General features: G+C 69.1%; 18 protein-coding genes. 11 read left to right on the forward strand and 7 right to left on the reverse strand.

The annotated features are described in order from the left end of the window. The first annotated feature begins 1 nt into the window (after position 1). Positions 2 to 2,317: an ATP-binding protein gene (locus ACSHWB_RS25735; RefSeq protein WP_439655838.1), complete on the forward strand. Its 2,316-nt coding sequence runs from the start codon at positions 2 to 4 to the stop codon at positions 2,315 to 2,317. Here the strand turns inward: ACSHWB_RS25735 and ACSHWB_RS25740 are convergent. After that, positions 2,309 to 2,692 (reverse strand): SsgA family sporulation/cell division regulator, encoded by a 384-nt coding sequence (locus ACSHWB_RS25740; RefSeq protein WP_439655839.1) that lies wholly within the window; start codon positions 2,690 to 2,692, stop codon positions 2,309 to 2,311. The genes ACSHWB_RS25735 and ACSHWB_RS25740 overlap by 9 nt on opposite strands. 370 nt (positions 2,693 to 3,062) lie before the next feature. Here ACSHWB_RS25740 and ACSHWB_RS25745 point away from each other — a divergent pair, with 370 nt between their 5' ends. Further along, complete coding sequence (locus ACSHWB_RS25745; protein WP_439655840.1) at positions 3,063 to 4,871, forward strand: helix-turn-helix transcriptional regulator; 1,809 nt, start codon at positions 3,063 to 3,065, stop codon at positions 4,869 to 4,871. Here ACSHWB_RS25745 and ACSHWB_RS25750 read toward each other — a convergent pair. The 4 genes from ACSHWB_RS25750 to ACSHWB_RS25765 are packed head-to-tail and all read right to left on the reverse strand — an operon-like array spanning position 4,868 to position 8,511. Continuing rightward, a complete protein-coding gene (locus tag ACSHWB_RS25750) occupies positions 4,868 to 5,428 on the reverse strand; it encodes a LuxR C-terminal-related transcriptional regulator (protein WP_439655841.1) in 561 nt (186 codons plus the stop codon). The genes ACSHWB_RS25745 and ACSHWB_RS25750 overlap by 4 nt on opposite strands. Beyond that, a complete protein-coding gene (locus ACSHWB_RS25755; protein WP_439655842.1) occupies positions 5,421 to 6,170 on the reverse strand; it encodes a MaoC/PaaZ C-terminal domain-containing protein in 750 nt (249 codons plus the stop codon). The genes ACSHWB_RS25750 and ACSHWB_RS25755 overlap by 8 nt, the downstream gene beginning before the upstream one ends. A 15-nt stretch (positions 6,171 to 6,185) precedes the next feature. Beyond that, on the reverse strand, positions 6,186 to 7,355 hold the full coding sequence (locus tag ACSHWB_RS25760; protein WP_439655843.1) for an acyl-CoA dehydrogenase family protein: 1,170 nt from the start codon (positions 7,353 to 7,355) through the stop codon (positions 6,186 to 6,188). 10 nt (positions 7,356 to 7,365) lie between these two features. Continuing rightward, a complete protein-coding gene (locus ACSHWB_RS25765) occupies positions 7,366 to 8,511 on the reverse strand; it encodes an acyl-CoA dehydrogenase family protein (protein ID WP_439655844.1) in 1,146 nt (381 codons plus the stop codon). A gap of 88 nt (positions 8,512 to 8,599) precedes the next feature. Between ACSHWB_RS25765 and ACSHWB_RS25770 the strand changes: the two genes are divergently transcribed. The 8 genes from ACSHWB_RS25770 to ACSHWB_RS25805 all read left to right on the forward strand — a co-directional run bounded on the left by ACSHWB_RS25770 (position 8,600) and on the right by ACSHWB_RS25805 (position 16,015). Next, a complete protein-coding gene (locus tag ACSHWB_RS25770; RefSeq protein ID WP_439655845.1) occupies positions 8,600 to 9,151 on the forward strand; it encodes a TetR family transcriptional regulator in 552 nt (183 codons plus the stop codon). Positions 9,152 to 9,160: 9 nt separating this feature from the next. Continuing rightward, positions 9,161 to 10,162, forward strand: coding sequence for a non-homologous end-joining DNA ligase (ligD, locus tag ACSHWB_RS25775; protein ID WP_439655846.1), 1,002 nt, complete (start codon positions 9,161 to 9,163; stop codon positions 10,160 to 10,162). Between the two features lie 31 nt (positions 10,163 to 10,193). Next, positions 10,194 to 12,626 (forward strand): NACHT domain-containing protein, encoded by a 2,433-nt coding sequence (locus tag ACSHWB_RS25780; RefSeq protein WP_439655847.1) that lies wholly within the window; start codon positions 10,194 to 10,196, stop codon positions 12,624 to 12,626. 10 nt (positions 12,627 to 12,636) lie between these two features. After that, entirely contained in the window at positions 12,637 to 13,437 is an 801-nt protein-coding gene (locus tag ACSHWB_RS25785; protein ID WP_439655848.1) for an aminoglycoside phosphotransferase family protein, read from the forward strand. A 77-nt stretch (positions 13,438 to 13,514) separates the two neighbouring features. Continuing rightward, positions 13,515 to 13,724 carry a hypothetical protein gene (locus tag ACSHWB_RS25790; protein ID WP_093605216.1) on the forward strand — a complete coding sequence of 70 codons (210 nt, stop codon included), beginning with the start codon at positions 13,515 to 13,517 and terminating at the stop codon, positions 13,722 to 13,724. Between the two features lie 89 nt (positions 13,725 to 13,813). Further along, complete coding sequence (locus tag ACSHWB_RS25795; protein ID WP_439655849.1) at positions 13,814 to 14,725, forward strand: DUF1996 domain-containing protein; 912 nt, start codon at positions 13,814 to 13,816, stop codon at positions 14,723 to 14,725. Positions 14,726 to 14,810: 85 nt separating this feature from the next. Next, positions 14,811 to 15,500 carry a DUF6319 family protein gene (locus ACSHWB_RS25800; protein WP_439655850.1) on the forward strand — a complete coding sequence of 230 codons (690 nt, stop codon included), beginning with the start codon at positions 14,811 to 14,813 and terminating at the stop codon, positions 15,498 to 15,500. A gap of 308 nt (positions 15,501 to 15,808) precedes the next feature. After that, positions 15,809 to 16,015 carry a hypothetical protein gene (locus ACSHWB_RS25805; RefSeq protein WP_439655851.1) on the forward strand — a complete coding sequence of 69 codons (207 nt, stop codon included), beginning with the start codon at positions 15,809 to 15,811 and terminating at the stop codon, positions 16,013 to 16,015. A gap of 21 nt (positions 16,016 to 16,036) precedes the next feature. On the opposite strand, the gene ACSHWB_RS25810 is transcribed toward ACSHWB_RS25805, so the two are convergent. Continuing rightward, on the reverse strand, positions 16,037 to 17,539 hold the full coding sequence (locus ACSHWB_RS25810) for an alpha/beta fold hydrolase (protein ID WP_439655852.1): 1,503 nt from the start codon (positions 17,537 to 17,539) through the stop codon (positions 16,037 to 16,039). Positions 17,540 to 17,720: 181 nt separating this feature from the next. Here ACSHWB_RS25810 and ACSHWB_RS25815 point away from each other — a divergent pair, with 181 nt between their 5' ends. Beyond that, complete coding sequence (locus ACSHWB_RS25815; protein ID WP_439655853.1) at positions 17,721 to 18,590, forward strand: EamA family transporter; 870 nt, start codon at positions 17,721 to 17,723, stop codon at positions 18,588 to 18,590. On the opposite strand, the gene ACSHWB_RS25820 is transcribed toward ACSHWB_RS25815, so the two are convergent. Beyond that, on the reverse strand, positions 18,587 to 19,648 hold the full coding sequence (locus ACSHWB_RS25820; RefSeq protein WP_439655854.1) for an ATP-dependent DNA ligase: 1,062 nt from the start codon (positions 19,646 to 19,648) through the stop codon (positions 18,587 to 18,589). The two genes, ACSHWB_RS25815 and ACSHWB_RS25820, sit on opposite strands and share 4 nt — an antisense overlap. Positions 19,649 to 19,664: the final 16 nt, after the last annotated feature.

The following is a 19,664-nucleotide window of genomic DNA, read 5'->3' on the forward strand; positions in this document are numbered from 1 at the left end:
GATGCGGGCGACCTTCAGCGAGTTCCTGCGGTTCTACCGGCGCCGTGCGGCACTCACCCAGGAGGCCCTCGCCACGCGCACCGGCTTGGGCGTCCGCACGCTGAGCGATCTCGAACGCGGCCGCGTCCACACCCCGCAGGCCCAGACCGTCGACCTGCTCGTGGCCGGCCTCGGCCTGCAGGACGCCGAGGCTGATGAGTTCGTGGCGCTCGCACGGTCGTCGGAAGCCGTGCAACCACGTGCCGAGCGCACGGACTGTGCGCCCCCTCCTGCCGAAGCACTCATCGGCCGTGAAGCAGAACAGCAGCAGCTCGCCGCATGCATCAGCCGTGCGAGCTCATCGTCGGTGCTCGACGTCGTGGTCGTGCACGGACCTCCTGGCGTGGGGAAGACCTCTCTCGCGGTGGACGCGGCGCACCGGTTCGCCGACCAGTTCACCGACGGCTGCCTGCACCTCGACCTGCGCGGCATGGACACGTCGCCGCTGTCGGCGGAACGGGCGATCGCACGGGTGCTGCGGGCGTTCGGCGTGCCGGACGCCAAGATGCCGTCCGATCCGAACGACGGCCTGCGCCTCTACCGGTCAATGCTGCGCGAACGGACCGTGCTGCTCGTGCTCGACAACGCCGCGAACGAGGCCCAGGTCCGGCCGTTGCTCGCCGCCAGCCCCGGTTCGCTCGTGGTTGTGACCAGCCGCAACGTCCTCGCGGGCCTGAACAGCCGCGCGCGCCTCGACCTCGGCCCGCTGCGGCAGGAGGGCGCCGTCGCGTTGCTCGCCGCGACCGCCGGCGCCGAGCGGATCGCGGCCGACCCGGAGTCGGCGGACCGGGTCGCGACGCTGTGCGGTGGTGTCCCGCTGGCGCTCGCCATCGCGGGCCGCACCACGTCGTCCCTGCGGCACCTCGCCGAGCAGCTGTCCGACGAACGCGCGCGCCTCGACGTGCTCGCGACCGGTGACGTCCAGGTGCGCACCGCGTTCGAGCTGTCCTACCGGCTGCTCGCGCCCGAGACCGCGACGCTGTTCCGCCGGCTCGCGCTGATCCACGGTCCGGACACGTCCGTCGCGCTCGCCGCGGTGGCCGCCGGGATCGACGACGCCGAGACGGTGCTGGAGGAACTCGTCGACGCGAGCCTGCTCCGGCCGGACGTGCCCGGCCGATACTCGTTCCACGACCTGATCCGCGACTACGCGCGCGAACGCCTGCACAGCGACGAGCCCGACGTCGAGACGCACCGCCTGCGCACACGCGACTGGCTGCTCGACACCGCGACCCGGTCGGCATCGGCGTTCTTCCCCGGCGAGGGCGCGGTGGACCTGGCCGCCGCCGGCCTCTGGCTGTCGAGCGAGGTGGCGAACTGGCGAGGCGCGCTGCGGGAGGCCGTCGCCGACGGCGCCCACGAGAAGGTGCTCGCGCTGGCGAGGTCGATGCACTGGTACTCGGACCACCGCGGCACGGGCGAGCTGTGGCTGGAGGTCTACACGGCCGGTGCCGCGGCGGCGGACGCGCTGGGCGAGCGGGAGCGGCAGGCCCAGCAGCTCAACTTCGTCTGCTGGGTCTACGTCGCGCGCCACACGAACATCCCGCTGGCCCTGCGGTGGCACGAGGAGGCGTTGCGGGTGGCGGGGGAGTGCGGCTCGGTGCAGGAGACGGCCTGGGCGCACTACTACCGGTCGGCGATCGTGACCCGCCTCGGTGACCACGAGGCCGGCGTGGCGGACGCGCGCCGTGCCGCGGAGCTGTTCCGGGAGACCGGTCAGCCGATGAACGTGGTGCTCGCGTCGTCGTACTCCGGCGTCCTGCTGCAACGGCTGGGCCGCTTCGCCGAGGCGGTCGAGACGCACCGGGCGTGCGTCGAGGAGGAACGCGCGTTGCGCGGCGACCAGAGTGGCGTGGCACTGGAGAACGCCGCCCAGCTGATGCTGCGCCTGGCGGACGCGCTGGTCGCGGCGGGCGACCACGCGGAGGCGCTCGACGTGGTGGCGCGGGCGGAGGAGCTGACCGGGCGGGGATCGGCGAACCTGCTGTCGATCGCCCGGCACACCCGAGGCAGCGCGCTGGCCGCCACCGGACGGCTCGCCGAGGCGCGCGAACAGCTGACCGCGGCCGTGGAGTCGTTGTCCGATCCGGAGGTCAGGGTGTCGGCGCTGATGGAGCTCGCCGGGCTGTGCGACCGCATGGACGACCACGACGCGGCGATCCGGCACCGGGTGCGCGCGCTGGCCGTGTGCGAGGGCTACGAGTCGCCCGGAATGACCAGGCTGCAGCGGGACGTGGCGGCCGGGCTCGGGATCGGGCCTGGAATCGGGTCAGCGTAGGACCGTGCTCAGGAACGCGTCGGCGTCGAACCGCTCAGAGCCCGGCGGCACGAGCCGGTAGGCGGAGTCGAGGAACTTGCGCAGCGTCAGGGAGGGCAGCCGGAACACCGTGACGTGCTGGTCGGAGACCAGTTCCAGCATCAGCACCCGGCTCGACAGCGGCCGCAACCGCACGTCGCCGTCCCCTGCTCTCATGGTCATGCCCTCGGCGAGCAGGTCCCTGCCCATGACCCAGGTGGCGACCGAGCCGCCCGCGTGGAACTTCATCGTGACCGCGAACGGGTCTTCCGACTGGTAGAGCAGCTCGGTCTCGACCGGCGCGGTGGAACCGTTCGGCCGGACGAAGTCGAAGACGGTGCGTGACGCGACCCGCATCGGGACTCCCTGAAGTGTTCGCGATGTGTACAAGAGACATCACGTAATGGGCGTCGAATTGGTTCACGAAGTCCCCTTCCCATTACCAATTGATTGGTCGAACGATTTTCACGTTAACCGCCGGGGTGTCGGCGGGTGATGCTGTGCGAAGGGGCAGACCTGCGGTACTTCTGCCGGTGCTTCTGCATGGTCCCCCAGGGGTGCTCACGTTTTGCTGGAGGACATGGTTGCCCCAGTTCGCCCAGGTCACGTCGAGATGGCCGCGCGCCAGGCGGGTGGTCTGCTCGTGGGCCGCGAGCGGGAGATCGCCCTGTTGACGCAGGCGTTGAGCAGTGGCGCTCGTTCGTGCGTTGTGCATGGTGCAACTGGTATGGGCAAAAGTGCATTGCTGTCCGTTGCGTCGTCAATCGCGGTGCGCAGCGGGTTGCGGCCGGTTCGCGGTTTGCGCGCGTTGAGCGGGGTCGACAGCCACACGGTGCTCGTGGTGGACGACGCGGAACGGCTTGATGAGGACGAGACCGATCGGCTGGCGCGTTTCCGGGGCGTGGTGGTGCTCGCGGGAGATTGTGATCCGGACAATTTGCCGATTGTGGACGCCGTGCGGGTGCCGTTGCGGCCGATCGGTGCCGAGGCGGTCGCGGAGATGATCCGGCGGCGGTTCGACGTCGAGGTCTCGCCGGAGCTGGCCGCGCTGTGCCTGGAGTACAGCGGTGGCGCTCCCGGCGTGCTGAGCGACGTGTTAGAGGTTGTAACGGACGTTTCTGTCTCTTCGTTGCGCGTCATGCTCCCTGTTTTGCGACTGCCTCGGCTGTTGAGGGCCGTGCGCCGGAGCTGGGAGGTGCTGGACGCCGACGCGGTGGCGGTCGCCCGTGCGCTGGCGGTGCTGGGGAGCGCGTCGCTGGACGTGCTGTGCGAGGTCGCCGGAACGGGGTCGTTCCGCACGCTGGCCGCGTTCGAACGGCTCGTCGACGCCCGTGTCGCCGTCGACGCGCCGATGCGCGTCCGGTCGCCCGCGCTGGGCCACGCGATCCGGCACGAGATGGCGCCCGAGTCGCGGGAGGCGTTGCACCGCGCCGCCGCTCGCGTTCTGCATCGGCGGTGTGAGGCGCCGGTCGCCGTCGCCGAGCACGTGGTGGCGTGTGCGGAACCCGTCGGACGGCCGTGGGTGGCGTCGGTGCTGCACAGCGCGGCGCGGCTGCATCAGGCGGCTGGACGGCCGGAGCAGGCGGTGACGTGTCTGCGTGCCGCGCTGCGGGAGCCGTTGGCCGGCGAGACCGCGGTGCACGTGGCCGTGGCGATGGCGATGGCGAAGCTCCATCTGCGGTACGGGATCGCTCCCCGGGCCGATGAGCTCGCCCGGCAGCGGCTCGCCGCCGGGGAGTGGTTCGACGCGGTGGTCCTCGACTGGCAGTGCGACGAGGACCTGCTCGGGTTCCTGGGTGAGCCCCTCGTTCCGGACGATCCCGAGCTCGCGCTGCGTGCTCTTCCGGAGAGCGGGCCGCGGGTCGTTCCGTCGCTCGCCCTCGCCGGACTGGGTCTGCTGCGACGCGGTGCCGAGACGGTGGTGCTGGATCTCGCGCCCCAGCTGCGAACCCGGCTCGCCGGTGCGGAACGGGACTGGCTGACCGCGCTGGAGATGTGGGCTCACCGGGCCGGCGGCGACCACGCCGAGGTCGCCAGGCTGATGCGCGAACTCGCTGCGGCGTCACCGTTGCGGGGTTGCGTGGCGTTGGGGGCTGCGGCGTTCGTCGCGTCCTGTGTGGACGCTGGACGGCAGGGTGAGGCGCGGGAGATGTTGGTGCGGCTCGGGTACACGGGCACGTTGGCACCGGCCTGGGCGTGCACTTTGTTGCTGCACCAGCGTGCTCGCATGCATCTTGCCCTGGGGGCCGCGCGAGCCGCGCTGGCCGATGCCGAACGCGCAGGGGCCGCCGAGCTGGTGGACCAGGCGAGGGCGGCGCTGGGCAGGCAGCACCGGCCGCCGCGCGGGGCGGCGTGGGACAGGCTGACGCCGCACGAGTCGCGAATCGTCTTGCTGGCACTGGAAGGCGAGACGAATCGGGCGATCGCGGCGAGGTTCAACGTGACGCAGCGGGCGGTCGAGCTGCACCTCACCCGCGTCTACCGCAAGGTCGGGATCAGCAGGCGGGTGCAGCTCTCCTCGGTCTTCCCCGCCTAGAGGAGGCCGGAGCGCAGCGCCCACGCCACCGCGTGCACCCGGTTGCGCAGCCCGAACCGTTCCAGCAGCTGGTGCAGCGCGTACTTCACGGTCCGCTCCGAGCAGAAGAGCCGCGCGGCGACCTCAGCGATCGTCGCCCCGTCGGCCAGCAGCCTCAGCAGCTGCAGGTCGCGGTCGTTGAGCACGGGCGAGCGGTCCTGCACCGCCTGGCCGCCGACGAGCAGCTTGATCAGGCGCTCGGCGTTGACATCGGCTCTCCGCAACGGGATCGCGAGGCCTGCCTGGGCCGCGATCGACGGGGTGAGGTCGTGCACGCGGGCCGCGATCACCACGATCTTGGCGGAACCGCAGGCCCGCAGCCGCGCTGCCTGCTGCGCGCACAGCTCGTTCACCAGGGCCAGCAGCACGTGTGCGTCTGTGCGGTCCTGCACCACCCGCACGCGTGGTGAGTTCTTCAGCAGGTGCGTCACGCCGGCTGCGCTGATCAGGTCTCGGGACTCCACCGCCACGCGCACCGGTTCGATTCCGGAGTCCACGGTTGCCAGGGCACTACTCATGACCCGATCGTGCGAAATTTCGGCGGCCGTCCACTTCGGAAAACCGAACCGATCCGATGAGAACCTGACGGTCGTTCGCGAACGTGCGGAACTCGCCGGTGGGCCAGCGCTCGATCCGCAGCTCGTCGCCGGGGGTGACGGGAGCGGTGAACCGGGCGTGCAGCTCGACGAAGTCCAGGCCGCTCACGGTGATCCCGAGCGTGCACAGGCCGTGCAGGATGGGCTGCGCGAACCCGGCTCGTCGGGCGAACTCCTCGTCGTGGTGCATCGGGTTCATGTCACCGGTCTCGCGGTACCGCAGCGCTTGGTCCGCCGTCGTCCGGAAGAAGCTGATCTCGTGCCGCTTCGCGGGGACGGTGAACTCGCGCGTCTCACCACGTTCGCCGCCGAAACCGCCTTCGCCCTTGATGAAGCACGACGACCGCGTTCGCGCGAACTCCGACTCCCACGTGCTGACGACGAGAGCGCCGGAACCCTTGTCGTAGATGTTCGTGACGGTCTTGGTGACGACCGTCGAGCCGTGTTCCGGCAGCTTTCCGTGCAGCCACAACGACTGCTCGGCGTGCAGGACCTGGGTCATGTCGGCGCCGGTCAGGCCGAGCTGCGGGCCGCCGTGCTGCAGCAACGGGATCGCGAACGCGGGGGAGTAGCCGCCGACCGCCGCCGCGTACACCTCGGCGTCGCCGGCCGACCAGGTGCGGACCTGTCGTTCGACGACGCCGAGGATGTCGTGCTGGAGCATTACCCCAAGATAGAGCTAGCCGAGTGTGCCCCGGATGTTCGCGTGGCCCTTGAGCAGGTTGCGGGCGATCGTGCGGCGCTGGATCTCGTCGGTGCCCTCGTAGATGCGCAGCAGCCGCAGCTCGCGGTACCAGCGCTCGATCGGCAGCTCGCGGGTGTAGCCCATGCCGCCGTGGATCTGCAGCACGCGGTCGACGATCTCGTTGGCCTTGATGCCGCCGTAGAGCTTCGCGATCGACTGCGCCTGCCGCGAGTCCTGCTTCTGGTCGACGAGCCACGCGGCGTGCAGCACGAGCCAGCGCAGCGCCTCGATCTCGACCGCGGAGTCGGCGATCATCCACTGGATCGCCTGGTACTCGGCGATGGGCTGGCCGAACGTGACGCGGTTCTTGGCCTGGTCGATCGCCATCTCGACCAGCCGCTCGACGCTGCCGATCGCACGGGCGGGCAGCAGGTAGCGGCCCTGGCCGATCCACTGCATCGCGAGGTTGAAGCCCTTGCCCTCCTCGCCGAGGATGTTCTCGTGCGGCACGCGGACGTTGTCGAACACCAGCGCCGCCGGGCCCCACTGGCCCATGGTCGGGATGGGCTCGGACTTCCAGCCCATGTCGCGGTCGACCAGGAAGCACGTGACGCCGCCGTCGGCGCCCTTCTCCTTGTCCGTCACCGCGAACACCATCACGAAGTCGGCCTCGTTGCCCTGCGTGATGAAGGTCTTCTCGCCGTTGATGACCCACTCGTCGCCGTCCCGCACGGCGGACGTGCGGATCGCCTTGGCGTCACTGCCGGCACCGGGCTCGGTGATCGCGAAGCACGAGACGCGTTCGCCGGAGATCGTCGGCAGCAGGTAGCGCTGCTTCTGCTCCTCGTTGCCGTGGAACAGGATGTTGTCCGCGTAGCCGCCGAAGCGGAACGGGACGAACGACCTGCCGAGCTCGGCCTCCAGGAGTGCGGTCATCACCGCACCGAGGCCCATGCCGCCGTACTCCTGCGGCGTGAGGACACCGAAGAACCCGGCCTGCTTGGCCTTGTCCTGCAGCGCCTTCAGCTCCTCCTTCGGCAGACCGGGCTGGCCCGCGCGTTCGCGGCGCAGCACCTCCGGCTCCAGCGGGATGATCTCCTTGCGCACGAAGGTCCGCACCCAGTCGCGGATCTCCTTCTGCTCCTCGTCGAGCGTGAAGTCCATTGCTTTCCTTTCAGACGAACGCGTTGATGCCGGTCAGCGCCCGGCCGATGAGCAGTTTCTGGATCTGGCTGGTGCCCTCGTAGAGGGTGGTGACGCGGGCGTCCCGCAGGTACTTGCCCACGGGGTACTCGTCGATGTAGCCGTAGCCGCCGAAGACCTGGATGGCGTTGTTGGCGACCTTGACCGCGGCCTCGCTGGCGAAGAGCTTCGCCATGCTCGCCTCGGTGCCGAACGGTTCGCCCCGGTCGGCCAGGTCGGCGACGCGCCACGTCAGGAGCCTGGCGGCGTCGGTCTCCACGGCCATGTCCGCGAGGAGCTCCTGGACCAGCTGGAAACCCGCGATGGGCTTGCCGAACTGCTCGCGCTCCTTGGCGTACTTCAGCGCGGCTTCGAGGGCGCCCCGCGCGGCGCCGACGCAGCCCGCCGCGACGGACATGCGGCCCTTGTCGAGCGAGCCCATCGCGAGTTTGAAGCCTTCTGTGCTGAGCAGGGCGTCGTCCGGCACCTCGACGTCGTCGAGCGTGATCTCGGTGGTGGCCTGGCCGCGCATGCCGAGCTTGCCCTTGATCTCGGTGGCCTCGAAGCCCGCGGTGTCCGTGGGCACCAGGAACGCCGAGATGCCCTTCGGGCCCGGTCCACCGGTGCGGGCGAACACGAGCGCGACGTCGGCCCACGTGCCGTTGGTGATGAAGACCTTGCGGCCGTTGATGCGGTAGCCGTTGTCCGTCTTGGTGGCCTTGGTGACGAGGCTGCCCGCGTCGCTGCCGGTGCCGGGTTCGGTCAGGGCGAAACAGCCGAGCTGCGTGCCCGCGGTCAGGCCCGGCAACCAGCGTTGTCTCTGCTCCTCCGTGCCGTGCTTGGCGATCGACTTCGCGACCAGCCCCAGCGAGACGGAGATGATGCCGCGGACCGCGCTGTCGCCGCGGGCGATCTCCTCGAGGACCAGGCAGTAGGCGAGGTTGTCGCCGCCGGAGCCGCCGTAGCGCTCGTCGATGCCGAGCCCGAGGAACCCGACCTCGCCCAGCGCGGGCACGAGATCCTTGTCGATCGCTTCCTCACGGTCCCAACGCGTGGCGTTCGGGACGATACGTTCGTCGGTGAACCGCCGGGCCAGCTCCCTGAGCTGCCGGTGTTCGTCCGAAAGCGTTAGATCCACGGGCCCTCCCGACTAACCGAACAGTGTTAGGTTAACTCACATGCCCCGGCCGAGCACCCCTCTGCTGAGCCCCGATCGCATCAGGTCGGTGGCTCTGGCCATCATCGACCGGGACGGCCTCGACGGCCTGTCCATGCGCAAGCTCGCCGCTGAGCTGGGCGTGCAGGCCGCGTCGCTGTACGGACACGTCCGCACCAAGGACCAGCTGCTCAACGACATCGCGTCGTCGATCCTGTCGACGGTCGACGTCTCGGGGTTTTCTGTGGATTGGCGGGAGGGCCTGATCCGGTGCGCGCGCTCGTACCGTGCGGCCTTGTCGACGCACCCGAACATCGTGCCGTTCCTGGCGTACGGCCCGGCCGGCCGCGAGGAGTCACTGCACCGCCTTGACCTGCTGCACGGCGCGTTGGTCGACGCCGGCTGGTCGCGCCGCGAGGCCACGATGATCGCCGCGGGCCTGATGTACATCGTGTTCGGCTCGGCGCTGAGCTCGTTCTCCAGCGGGTTCTCCTCCGACCCCGCCGACTACACCGACCGCTATCCCCACCTCGACCGCGCCCACCTGCTGCCGGGCGTCGCGCGTGAGCTCGACCGCGACAGCTTCGAGCTGGCGCTCGCGGCGTTCGTGCGCGGCCTTTAGTGTGCTGGCGTGGCTTCCAAGGCGATCGAGCTCGAGGTCGGTGACCAGCTGGTGCGGGTGTCCAACCCGGACAAGCCGTACTTCCCCGCGCGGGGTATCACCAAGGGACAGGTGGTCGAGTACTACCGCACCGTCGCGCCCGTGCTGCTGTCGGTGCTGCGCGACCGTCCCGTGGTCCTGAAGCGCTACGTCGACGGCGTCGAGGGCGAGGCGTTCTACCAGAAGCGCGTGCCCAAGGGCGCACCCTCGTACGTGGAGACCGTGCAGGTCCGCTTTCCGTCCGGCCGCCCGGCCGACGAGATCTGCCCGACCTCCGAAGCCGTGATCGTGTGGGCCGCGAACCTCGGCACGTTCGACTTCCACCCGTGGCCGGTGCGGCGTTCCGACGTCGACCACCCGGACGAGCTGCGCATCGACCTGGACCCGCAGCCGGGCACCGACTTCTCCGACGCCGCCCGCGTCGCCCTGGTGCTGCGCGAGGTGCTGGCCGATGCCGGACTTGTCGGCTACCCGAAGACTTCCGGAGGCCGCGGCATCCACGTCGCCGTGCGGATCCGGCCGGAGTGGGACTTCATCGACGTCCGGCACGCCGTGATCGCCCTGGCGCGCGAGGTGGAGAAGCGGGCGCCAACGCTTGCCACTTCTGCCTGGTGGAAGGAAGAACGCGGGGAGCGGGTCTTCATCGACTTCAACCAGGCTGCCCGTGACCGCACGATCGCCTCGGCCTGGTCGGTGCGTGGCACTCCGCGCGCCACCGTCTCCACTCCGGTGCTGTGGGACGAGCTGTCCACTGTGGACCCTGACGACTTCGACGTGCTGACGGTGCCGAAGTACCTTGCCGAGCGCGGTGATCTGCACGCCGGGCTGGACTCCGAGGCGTTCGGGATCGAGACGCTGCTGGAGTGGTACGCGGCGGATCCGCGCGGGGAGATGCCGTACCCGCCGGACTACCCGAAGATGCCGGGCGAGCCGCTGCGCGTGCAGCCTTCGCGGGCTCGCAAGCAGGAGTAACGGTCGACCGTTTGGTACCGATTTTCTTCAGGTGACCGCGATTGCGACCGTCGTCGCCGAGCTGGCCGAGACCGCTGTGGGGTGGGTGCGTAACTCGCCGGCGCCTATGTCCAGGCTGGCGTTTCGGCGTGCCGAGGACTACCTACACGGACCCGACTGCGCTTCCCTGCTGGAACTGCTATGCCAGCTCGAACATACCGAGCAGGGTGAGTTTCACCAGGCTGCTGACCGAACTGAGCTGGTCGAGGCTTTCCGGCAGGAGTTCCAGCGAGCAGTGCGGGTGGAGACCAAGGAGTCTCATGACTTCGCGTCTGCTCTGTGGGGGGTGATCGAGCAGAACGCACCGTTCCGTACCGCCGACGTGGACGATCGTGACCGAATCCGGATCACGGTGTCTGGTCCGGAGCGTCCTATCGCGGAGCGTCTCGCTCTCGCTCTCGACACCGGTCGGCGCGCTGCGTCGCGGGCTACGGGTGAGTTGATCCGTTCGGCTATGGCTCATGCCTACGACCGCATGGTGATGCCGCATTCGAAGTCGGACTTCCGTCTTCAAGTCGACCAGATCTATGTACCGCGCAAGCTCCGGCTGAAGGGCGATTCGGTCGGCGAAGACGAGATGAGCGACCGAAGGTTCGTGGTAGTGGGAAACCCTGGTGCGGGCAAGAGCACTTTCATTCGGAGACTCCTGCACCGCGCCACCTTGGTGCCGTTGCTCGTCCAGCTCAAGCAACACCAGAAGCTCGCCGACGACTTCGTTACGATCATCGCTCAGGAACTGCGGCCACTGACCCAACGTGTGGTGCCGCGGCGGCACGTCGCGGACCTGTTGGATGCGGGCGAGTCGTTGGTAGTCTTCGACGGGCTCGACGAGGTCGGTGACATCCAGGCGCGGCGTTCGGCGGTAACGGCGATCGAAGCGTTCGCCGCACGCTTTCCCTTGGCGCGCATCGTGGTGACTTGCCGCCAGGAAAGCTATCCGGTAGCGAAGCTCGATGCCACGATGTTCCCGGTGTACTGGCTGCCCGACTTCGATTCTTGGCAGGTCGAACACTACGTCCACACCTGGTTCAGGCTGGTGTACGCGGAGGGGCGAGCGGAAGCTTTTCTGTCGGACAGCAAGCATCTGGTCGACTTGAGGTCGAACCCGTTGATGCTCTCCTTGCTGTGCATGCTCTATCAGAGTGAGGGCTATATACCTGAAAACACCGCCGATGTCTATCGCGAATGTGCAGAATTGATGTTGGCGCGATGGGATGCTGTGAGCCAGGTGCCGTCGGTGGTCCGCTCTGTCAAGCTGGCGAAGGTTCTCGTGCAGGAGCTGGCGCAGCACTTCTTCTTTACGCTCGACGGTCAGGGTGACGAGGGCGAAAGAACTTTGGAACGCATCGTGGTCAACCACCTGATCGAGCGTGAGGAAGAGGACTCGCAGTCGTACCATCAGCAGGCACGGGATTTCTTGGACTACTGCGCTGATCGGGCATGGGTGCTCACGCAGGTCGACACTTCGTTGGAGGGCGAACGGCGGTTCGGCTTCACCCATCGGACTTTCATGGAGTACTATACGGCTTGCTACGTTCTGCGCTCCCGCGAAACCGCTGAGCAGATCGTTGAATGTCTTTTGCCGATGATCATCTCAGGCAAAAGCTCGGTCGTACCTCAGATTGCCTTACAGCTCTACGACGTATACCGCGCGGACGGTGGTGACGCCTGCGTCGGACTGCTTCTGGAGACGGCGAGGGATCAAATCGCGGTCATCAGGTTTTGCGTGACATTCCTGGAGCACAACAACTTGCGTCGCGTTACAACAGAAGCTCTGTTGGAGCAAGCTTTCGAGTTGCTCGGTCGCACCGGGGACAAAACGTTGTTCGAGGCACTCAAAGCCGTGCGGCGGGTGAAGCGGACTCGGACGGGCGCTGTTGCGCGCACTGTGCTGGCGCGCACTGCCGCCGAGCCGGGCACCGACCTCCGGCTCGGCGCCGGAATGGTGGTCCGCGTGCCGGCTGTCGCCTTCGAAGTCGCCTTGGGGGAGACACGGCACGGCTTCAAGGAGATTCGAAAGTTCGTAAAGGCTTACGGCCACCCATCGTTGGTCTATGCCCGGCTACCTGGCATGGATAAGTACATCCCCGGCCCCGCGGTTAGGGTGGAGGGTGATGGTCTGCTGACTACCCCGTTGCTGGCAGCGCTAAGGTCGGCCTGGTCGAATGTCGTGCCGATTCCGGCCTCCGTGTTGCCCGCGATCGCGGCGGAAGTCGACTGGCTCGACCCCAGAAGCCTTTCTGAGGTGCACAATCTCGGTGGCCTTGCGCTCTTTGCCGTGGTCAAGGCTGCTGCTTCGTCAACCAAAGATCTCGATGAGGGGCTCGTACGCCATCTCGAAGCGCACAATGAACTGCGGCAAGTTCGGGAGTTGCTGGAGCGGTGGAAGCGCGGGGAAGTGGCGTTGGTCGACCCCGATCGGTGATGATCACGCCATGGAGCCCGACGGGGAACTGCTGCGCGACCGCCTGGGGCTGCGCGGGGACGTGGTGCGGTTCGAGGAGGGGTCGCTGCCCGTCTTCGCCATCGGCGACGAGCTGGTGCTGAAGCTGTTCCCGCCCCGGTACCACTCCGAGGCGCCGATCGAGGCCGCGGTGATGGAGGCGCTGCACGGCAAGTTGCCGGCGCCGGAGTTGCACGCCACCGGGCTGCTCGACGACTGGGCGTATGTGCTGATGTCGCGCCTGCACGGCGAGGAACCCCGCGTGCCGGACGTCGAGGTCGGTGCGCAGGTCGGGGAGATGCTGAAGGCGCTGCACGCGATCGAGCCGCCCGCGGTGCTGGGGCCGGGCGACTGGGCGGCGTTCGTGGCGCAACGGCGGGCCGCTTGCGTTGAGCAGCAACGGAAACGCGGGCTGGAAGAGCGGTGGCTGGAGCGGATTCCGGCGTTTCTGGACGGAGTGGACCTCGGGGACGAACCGCCGGTGCTCCTGCACACCGAGGTGATGAATTCGCACCTGTTGTGGCGCAACGGGAAGCTGTCCGGGCTGTTCGACTTCGAGCCGGCGATGCGCGGAGCGTTCGAGTACGAGTTCGCGAGCGTCGGCATTTTCGTGACGAAAGGTGACCGCGCGAGCTGGGCTGCGTTGGTGCAGGCGTACGGACGGGTGCCGGATCCGGAGCGCGTGATGGCGTACGCGCTGTTGCACGTCTACTCGAACATGCCGAACTACCTGCGTGGGATGCCTGAGGGGGAATCGTTCGGCGAACTCGCCGCGCGGTGGTTCGGCGGGTGAGTGCGCCAACCGGCTGTATCGGGGACGGATCTAGTCGGCGACCTCGTAGAATGGACGAAACGCGAGAGGAGGTCGCTATGTCCCAGCCTTATGTCGTGCGGTACGTCGGCGGTCCCCTCGACGGCAGGGTCGACTCGTTGCCGTCCACCCCCGAGGACCCGAAGCAGACGGTGACGTACGTGCACCTGCACGGCGGGCCCAAGATCGTGCACGTCTACGACCTCGAGTACGCGGTCGAGTACGGGTGCGAGTACCGGCTGCGCGCCGGTGAAGGCGACGAAGCCTGAGCAAGCCTCACGTGGACATGTAGAGGCAGGTGGGTTTACCGTCTCGTCATGAGAGCGCTCTCACACACTGTGGTGCGAGAGGAGATTCCATGCACGTGCGGATTCGAGGAGCGATCGGTGTCGCGGCGGTGGCGGCGGCGGTCGTGGCAGCGGGCTTCGTGGTGGGACAACCGGTGTCCCACGCCGGGCACGGCTTCGTCTACAGCGCCGAGCAGGCGCGGGCGATGGTGGAGCAGCAGGCGGTTGCAGGGTCCGAGTTCCGGGTGACCTGCGCATCGAGCCATCGTCGGCAAGATGACCCGATCGTGTTCCAGAACCAGACCGGTGTCTCACACATGCACGAGTTCTTCGGCAACCGGACGACGGACGCGTTCTCCACGCTGACGTCGTTGCGCGCGGGGACGACGAACTGCGACCCGATCTCGGACAAGTCGGCGTACTGGGTGCCGACGCTGTACAAGTTCGGTCAACCTGTCGCGCCGGAGAGCGTGACCATCTACTACCAGGGCATTCACGACCACACGCGAGCGGTCGCGCCTCCGCAGGGGCTGCGGTACGTGGTGGGCAACGCGAAGGCCGCCTCGCCCGCCGACAACCCGGCGGCACGGTGGTCGTGCACCACGCAGTCGCCGTCGAACCGCGACTTCCTGAACTGCCCGCCCGGCACGAAGGTGGAGACCTACCTGGACTTCCCGACGTGCTGGAACGGCCGCGACCTCGACTCGGCGAACCACCGCGACCACATGGCGTTCGCGGCTGGGCTCGTCTGCCCGTCCTCGCACCCGGTGGTGGTGCCGCGGCTGGAGTTCCTGATCACCTATCCGGTGAACGGCACCGGGTTGTCGTTGGGAGGCACGATCAACGGCGCGAACGTCACGAGCGCGCCGGGCTACACGTTCCACGGCGACTTCATGAACGCGTGGGATCCCGTTGAGCTGCAACGGCGTGTCGCCAACTGCATCAACGCCGGGTACGTCTGCGGGGTGGGCGGAAACCCGTAATGATCTTGCCGCCGACCCGGTGCTCAGAAATGTCAGGGGTGTAGGGCATGCTGGGGCACAGGTGTTCGAACGGGGAGGCAGCGCGATGGCGAAGAAGAGCGGGCTGTCGGCGGAGGACGTCGTCGACCTGCGCGCGCAGTTGGACGAAGGCAGTCAGCCGATGGTGTGGTTCACGACGGCCGCGGTCGGCATGGAGGAGGGCAGGTCGGCGAAGCTGCTGGCCGTCATCGACCCGCCGGAAGGCGATTTCATCCAGGTCAGGCCCACGGGGTCGAAGGACGAGATGTCGTTCTCCCCGGCGGAGCTGACGCTGGAGAAGCCGCCGCCGCGCAAGAAGGCTCCGGCCCCGCCTCCCGCGCCGCCGGAGCCGCCGCGGGAGACTGAGATCATTCATCCCTACGTCCCGGAGGCGCCGGTGAAGCCCGCGGCCCCCAAGCCGAAACCCGCTGCCGCTCCCGCCGCCGAGCAGGCGCCCGCGAAGCCCGCGCGCAAGCCGTCCGCGAAGACCACCTTCCCCGAGGTCACGATCACGCTCGTGACGACGGGCGAGGGCGAGTGGGCGGTCGAGGTGCTGCAGGGCACCCGCCGGACGGTCCGCCCGACGCCGGTGCCGCCCGCCCAGGTGGCCCAGGCCGCGAAGCTGCTGACGCCCGAGGTGGCCGAGATCGTCGAGGGCGTGCTGAACGCGGCGCGTGCCCAGCAACTGGCCCGGGTGGAGCAGTTGCGCGCCGAACTGGAGGCGGCCCAGAAGGCTCTGGACGACCTGGGCGCGTAGCGGAATCACGCGCTGCGACGCCCCGGTGGTTGTCCACACGCGTTCGGGTGAGGGGGGTTCCCAGGGCTGGTGCCGGGGCGGACCGTGGGGTGCGCGGATGTCCCGCGCAGGTCCGGCTTGGAGGACGGGGAGGCCCTGATGGGTACGTGTGGGTGCTGTTCCGGGTGCACGGGTCCCGGCTGCGGCTGTTGTTCGAGCTGCTGACACGAAGATTCGGGCGGGGAGCCTGTTCGCGTCTTGGCCACGCGGAAGGCTCCCCGAACCACGTCCGGGGTAACTGACGGCGGGCCGGCGGCGATGTGGACCGCATGGCTCAGAAGATCGTCTACTGGAACACCACGGACCTCGGTCGGGCCACGGCCGCCGCTCCCGGTGTCATCGACCTCGACCCCGCTTCACTGGCGAGAACTCACCCGGCCGTGGCGCAGGCGATCGGGCGAGGCCGGGTGACCTCACACGCCATCCAGTACTGGGGCCCCGGAATTCTCATCACGCTCCTCGTCGAGGAGGACTGAGCGCGACCCCAGGACCCGTGATCAGGGCGGGCAGACGGTGCCGTTCGACGGCACCTTCGCGTCGATCAGGTAGTCGCGCACCGCCGTGGTGGCGCACCCCGACAGGGTGAGCGCACCGTGCCCGCTGCCCTGCCACCCGATCAACGACGACCCCGGCAGCCGCTGCGCCGTGTGCTCGGTGCCCGGTGCGGGGGTGGAGACGTCGTTGGCCGTGCTCAGCACGACGATCGGCGGCGCGCTCTTCAGCGCGTCGACCTTCTCGGACTTGGGCGGCGGGAACGGGTTGCAGTGCAGCAGCTGGCGGGCGAACAGGGCACCGAACATCGCGTGCTTCGTCTGCCAGTCCGCGGCGAGGGCCTTGACCCGGTCCGGTGGGATGCGGGTGGCGGTGTCGTTGCAGCCGACGATCAGGCCGGCGTCGAAGCGCGGCGGGTTCTCGTCCAGGTCGTTGACCAGCGGGTTCAGCAGCGCGAACAGGCCGGTGCTGTCGCCGCCGCGTGCCTTCGCCAGTGCGTCGGCCAGTGCCGGCCAGCGCGACCGGTCCCCGAGGCCTGCGACGATCGCGTTCAGGGCCGAGCCAGGGGTCAGGTCCACGTAGTCGCCGCGCACCCGGCCGCCGCGCAGCTGGGTCAGGAGTGCGTTCACGTCCTCGCGCGGGTTGGCGAGGGCGCAGCCGCGGGTCTTGCAGTCGCGGGCGAACGCGTCGAACGTCGCCTCCGCCGCGACGGCGCGCGACTCGAGGACGCCGACCTGGTCGAGCGTCGGGTCCGGGGCGCCGTCGAGGACCGTGCGGCCGATGCGGTTCGGGTAGCGCTGGGCGTAGGTCGTGATGACGCGGGAGCCCTCGCCGATGCCGATGGCGTTGAGGCGGTCGGTGCCCAGGTAGTCGCGGAGGCGTTCGAGGTCGGCGGCCGCGCGCCACGAGTCGAACGCGGTCAGCCTGCCTTCGAGGTCGAGGACGCATTCCTGCGAGGCCTCGCCCGCGGCGACCACGAGGTTCGACTGCTCGGTCTCGGCCGGGTCGTATTCGACGAGCTGCGCGCGCGTTGCCTGCGGTACGCACGCCAAGCCGTCCGAACGGCCCGTGCCACGCCGGTCCACGCCGATGAGCGTGAACGTGCTGAGGAGCTCCTTCGGCAACGCCGCCGCGAGCCGCGCGGCCTTCAGCGTGCCGGGCTCGCCGCCGGGGTCGTTGACCACGACCAGCGCGCTCTTGCCCGTGCCGATGCGGGTCAGCGCGATGCCGAGCGTGCCGCGGCCGGGGCGTCCCGGCGGGTCGAGCACGACGGACATGCGCGCGCACTCGTAGCTCTGCTCGCCCTGCGGGGCGTCCGCGCCGAAGCGGTCCTTCATCTGCTCGTTGCACGGCGTCCACGGCAGCGAGTCCTTCTTGTACTCGCTGAGCGGGGGCACTGGCTGCGGCCCGGCGAGTGTGCTCTGGTCGGCGGGCTGGTTCCCCTCGCCCTTGACCGCGATCACCGGCCTGTTCGAGGGGCCCGCGCTGCACGCCGTCAGCACGCTCACTGCCAGTAGGGCCAAGGCAGCGCGACGCACAGAATTCCTCACTCTCGTTCACACTCCGGGAGCCTGAGCCTCGCATGTGAAAGGTGAGAACAAGGTGAGTCAGGGCGCGTCCTTTGCGCCCTGACTCACCTTCGAGGCTTGTCCCGTTCCTGGGAGGGCACAGTGAGTCAGGATGGGGGACATGGATCACGCCGACCGGCTGCCCGTCGCCCGTCTCATGGGCGGCATCCCGCCGACGGCGCTCGTGCTGCTGGGCATCGTCAGCGTGCAGGTCGGCGCGGCCGTCGCGAAGCAGCTGTTCGTGGTCGCGGGCTCGGCGGGCACGGTGACGTTGCGCCTGCTCTTCGCCGCGCTGGTGCTGGTCACGATCTGGCGGCCCGTGCTCAGGCTGGACCGCCGCACCCTCGTCGTCGTCCTCACCTACGGCGCGGTGCTCGCGGCGATGAACCTCTGCTTCTACGCGTCGATCGAACGCATCCCGCTCGGCGCGGCCGTCACGATCGAGTTCCTCGGGCCGCTCGCGGTGGCGGTGGCGGGCTCACGCCGCTGGCTCGACGGCCTGTGGGTGCTGCTGGCGGGCGCCGGCGTCGTGCTGCTCACGGGCGTGCAGGGCGGTCTGCTGTGGACGGGCGTGCTGTTCGCGCTGGCCGCGGGCACGTGCTGGGCCGGGTACATCCTGGTGACGGCCAAGCTCGGCAGCCAGACGAACGACGGCAAGGGGCTCGCGCTCGCGATGGTGGTCGGCGCGGTGATCGCGCTGCCGTTCGGCATCGGGTCGGCCGGCACGGCGCTGCTCGACCCGGTCGTGCTCGCGGCGGCGTTCGCGGTCGCGCTGATGTCGTCGGTGATCCCGTACTCGCTGGAGCTGGAGGCGTTGCGGCGCATGCCGCCGCGCGTCTTCGGGATCCTGATGTCGCTGGAGCCGGCGGTCGCCGCGGTCGCGGGACTGGCGCTGCTCGGCGAACACCTCACGCTGACGCAGTGGGTCGCCGTGTGCTGTGTGGTGATCGCGTCGGTCGGAGCGACGAGGTCGGCCAAGCCCGACGTCTAACGGGCCCGCAGCTCGCCCTTGAGCACCGACGCCACGTCGTAGCGGGCCGGGATCTCCAGCTGGTCGTAGCGGCACGACAGGGGCTCGCGGTCCGGCCGCCACCGCGCGAACTGGCCGTTGTGCCGCAGCCGCACGGGGTGCTCGCCCTCGGTCTGCGTGTAGTGGATCTCCAGCACCCGCTCCGGCCGCAGTGCCACGTACTCGGCCTGCTTGCCGCGCCACCGGTTGATCTCGCCGGGGATCCGCTGGCCCGGCACGGGGTTCGCCCACGGGTGGTCGCCCGTGGTGATCAACGGCGCCAGCTCGGCGGCCAGCTCACGGCGTTCGGCCGCCTTGAACGAGCCGCAGACGCCGATGTGGTGCAGCAGGTCGTTCGAGTCGTAGACGCCGAGCAGCAACGAGCCGACCGCCGTGCCGGGCTCGGTGTCCTTGTGCCAGCGCAGACCGGCGAGCACGACGTCGGCGGTGCGGGCGTGCTTCACCTTGATCATCGAACGCTTGCCCGGCGTGTACGGCCCGTCCGACGGCTTGCCCATCACGCCGTCCAGCCCCGCGCCCTCGAACAGCGTGAACCACTGCCGCGCCGTCTCGACGGACGTCGTCGCGGGCGTCACGTTCAGCCCCGGCAGCTTCAGCAACGCCTCGCGGCGCGCGATGGTCGGCTGCTCCAGCAGCACCTCGGACCCCAGCGCCAGCAGGTCGAACGCGACGAACGTGGCCGGCGTCGACTCCGACAGCATGGTCACCCGCGAGGCGGCCGGGTGGATGCGCTCGGACAACGCGTCGAAGTCCAGCTCGTCGTTCTTCGCCACCACGAGTTCGCCGTCGACGACCACGCGATCGGGCAGCACGTCGAGCATCGAGGCGACGACCTCGGGGAAGTAGCGGTTGAGCGGTTTCCCGCTGCGCGACTGCAGCAGCACCTCGTCGCCGGAGCGGAACACCACGCAGCGGAACCCGTCCCACTTCGGTTCGAAGAACAGGTTCGCGTCGTCCGGGATCCCGTCCACCGCGGTGGCGAGCATCGGCTGCAGCGGCGGTGTCAGCGGTAGGTCCACGCGCACATCCTGCCTC

Origin of the sequence: Lentzea sp. HUAS TT2 (assembly GCF_051853195.1) — a bacterium.
Classification (GTDB): Bacteria; Actinomycetota; Actinomycetes; order Mycobacteriales; family Pseudonocardiaceae; genus Lentzea.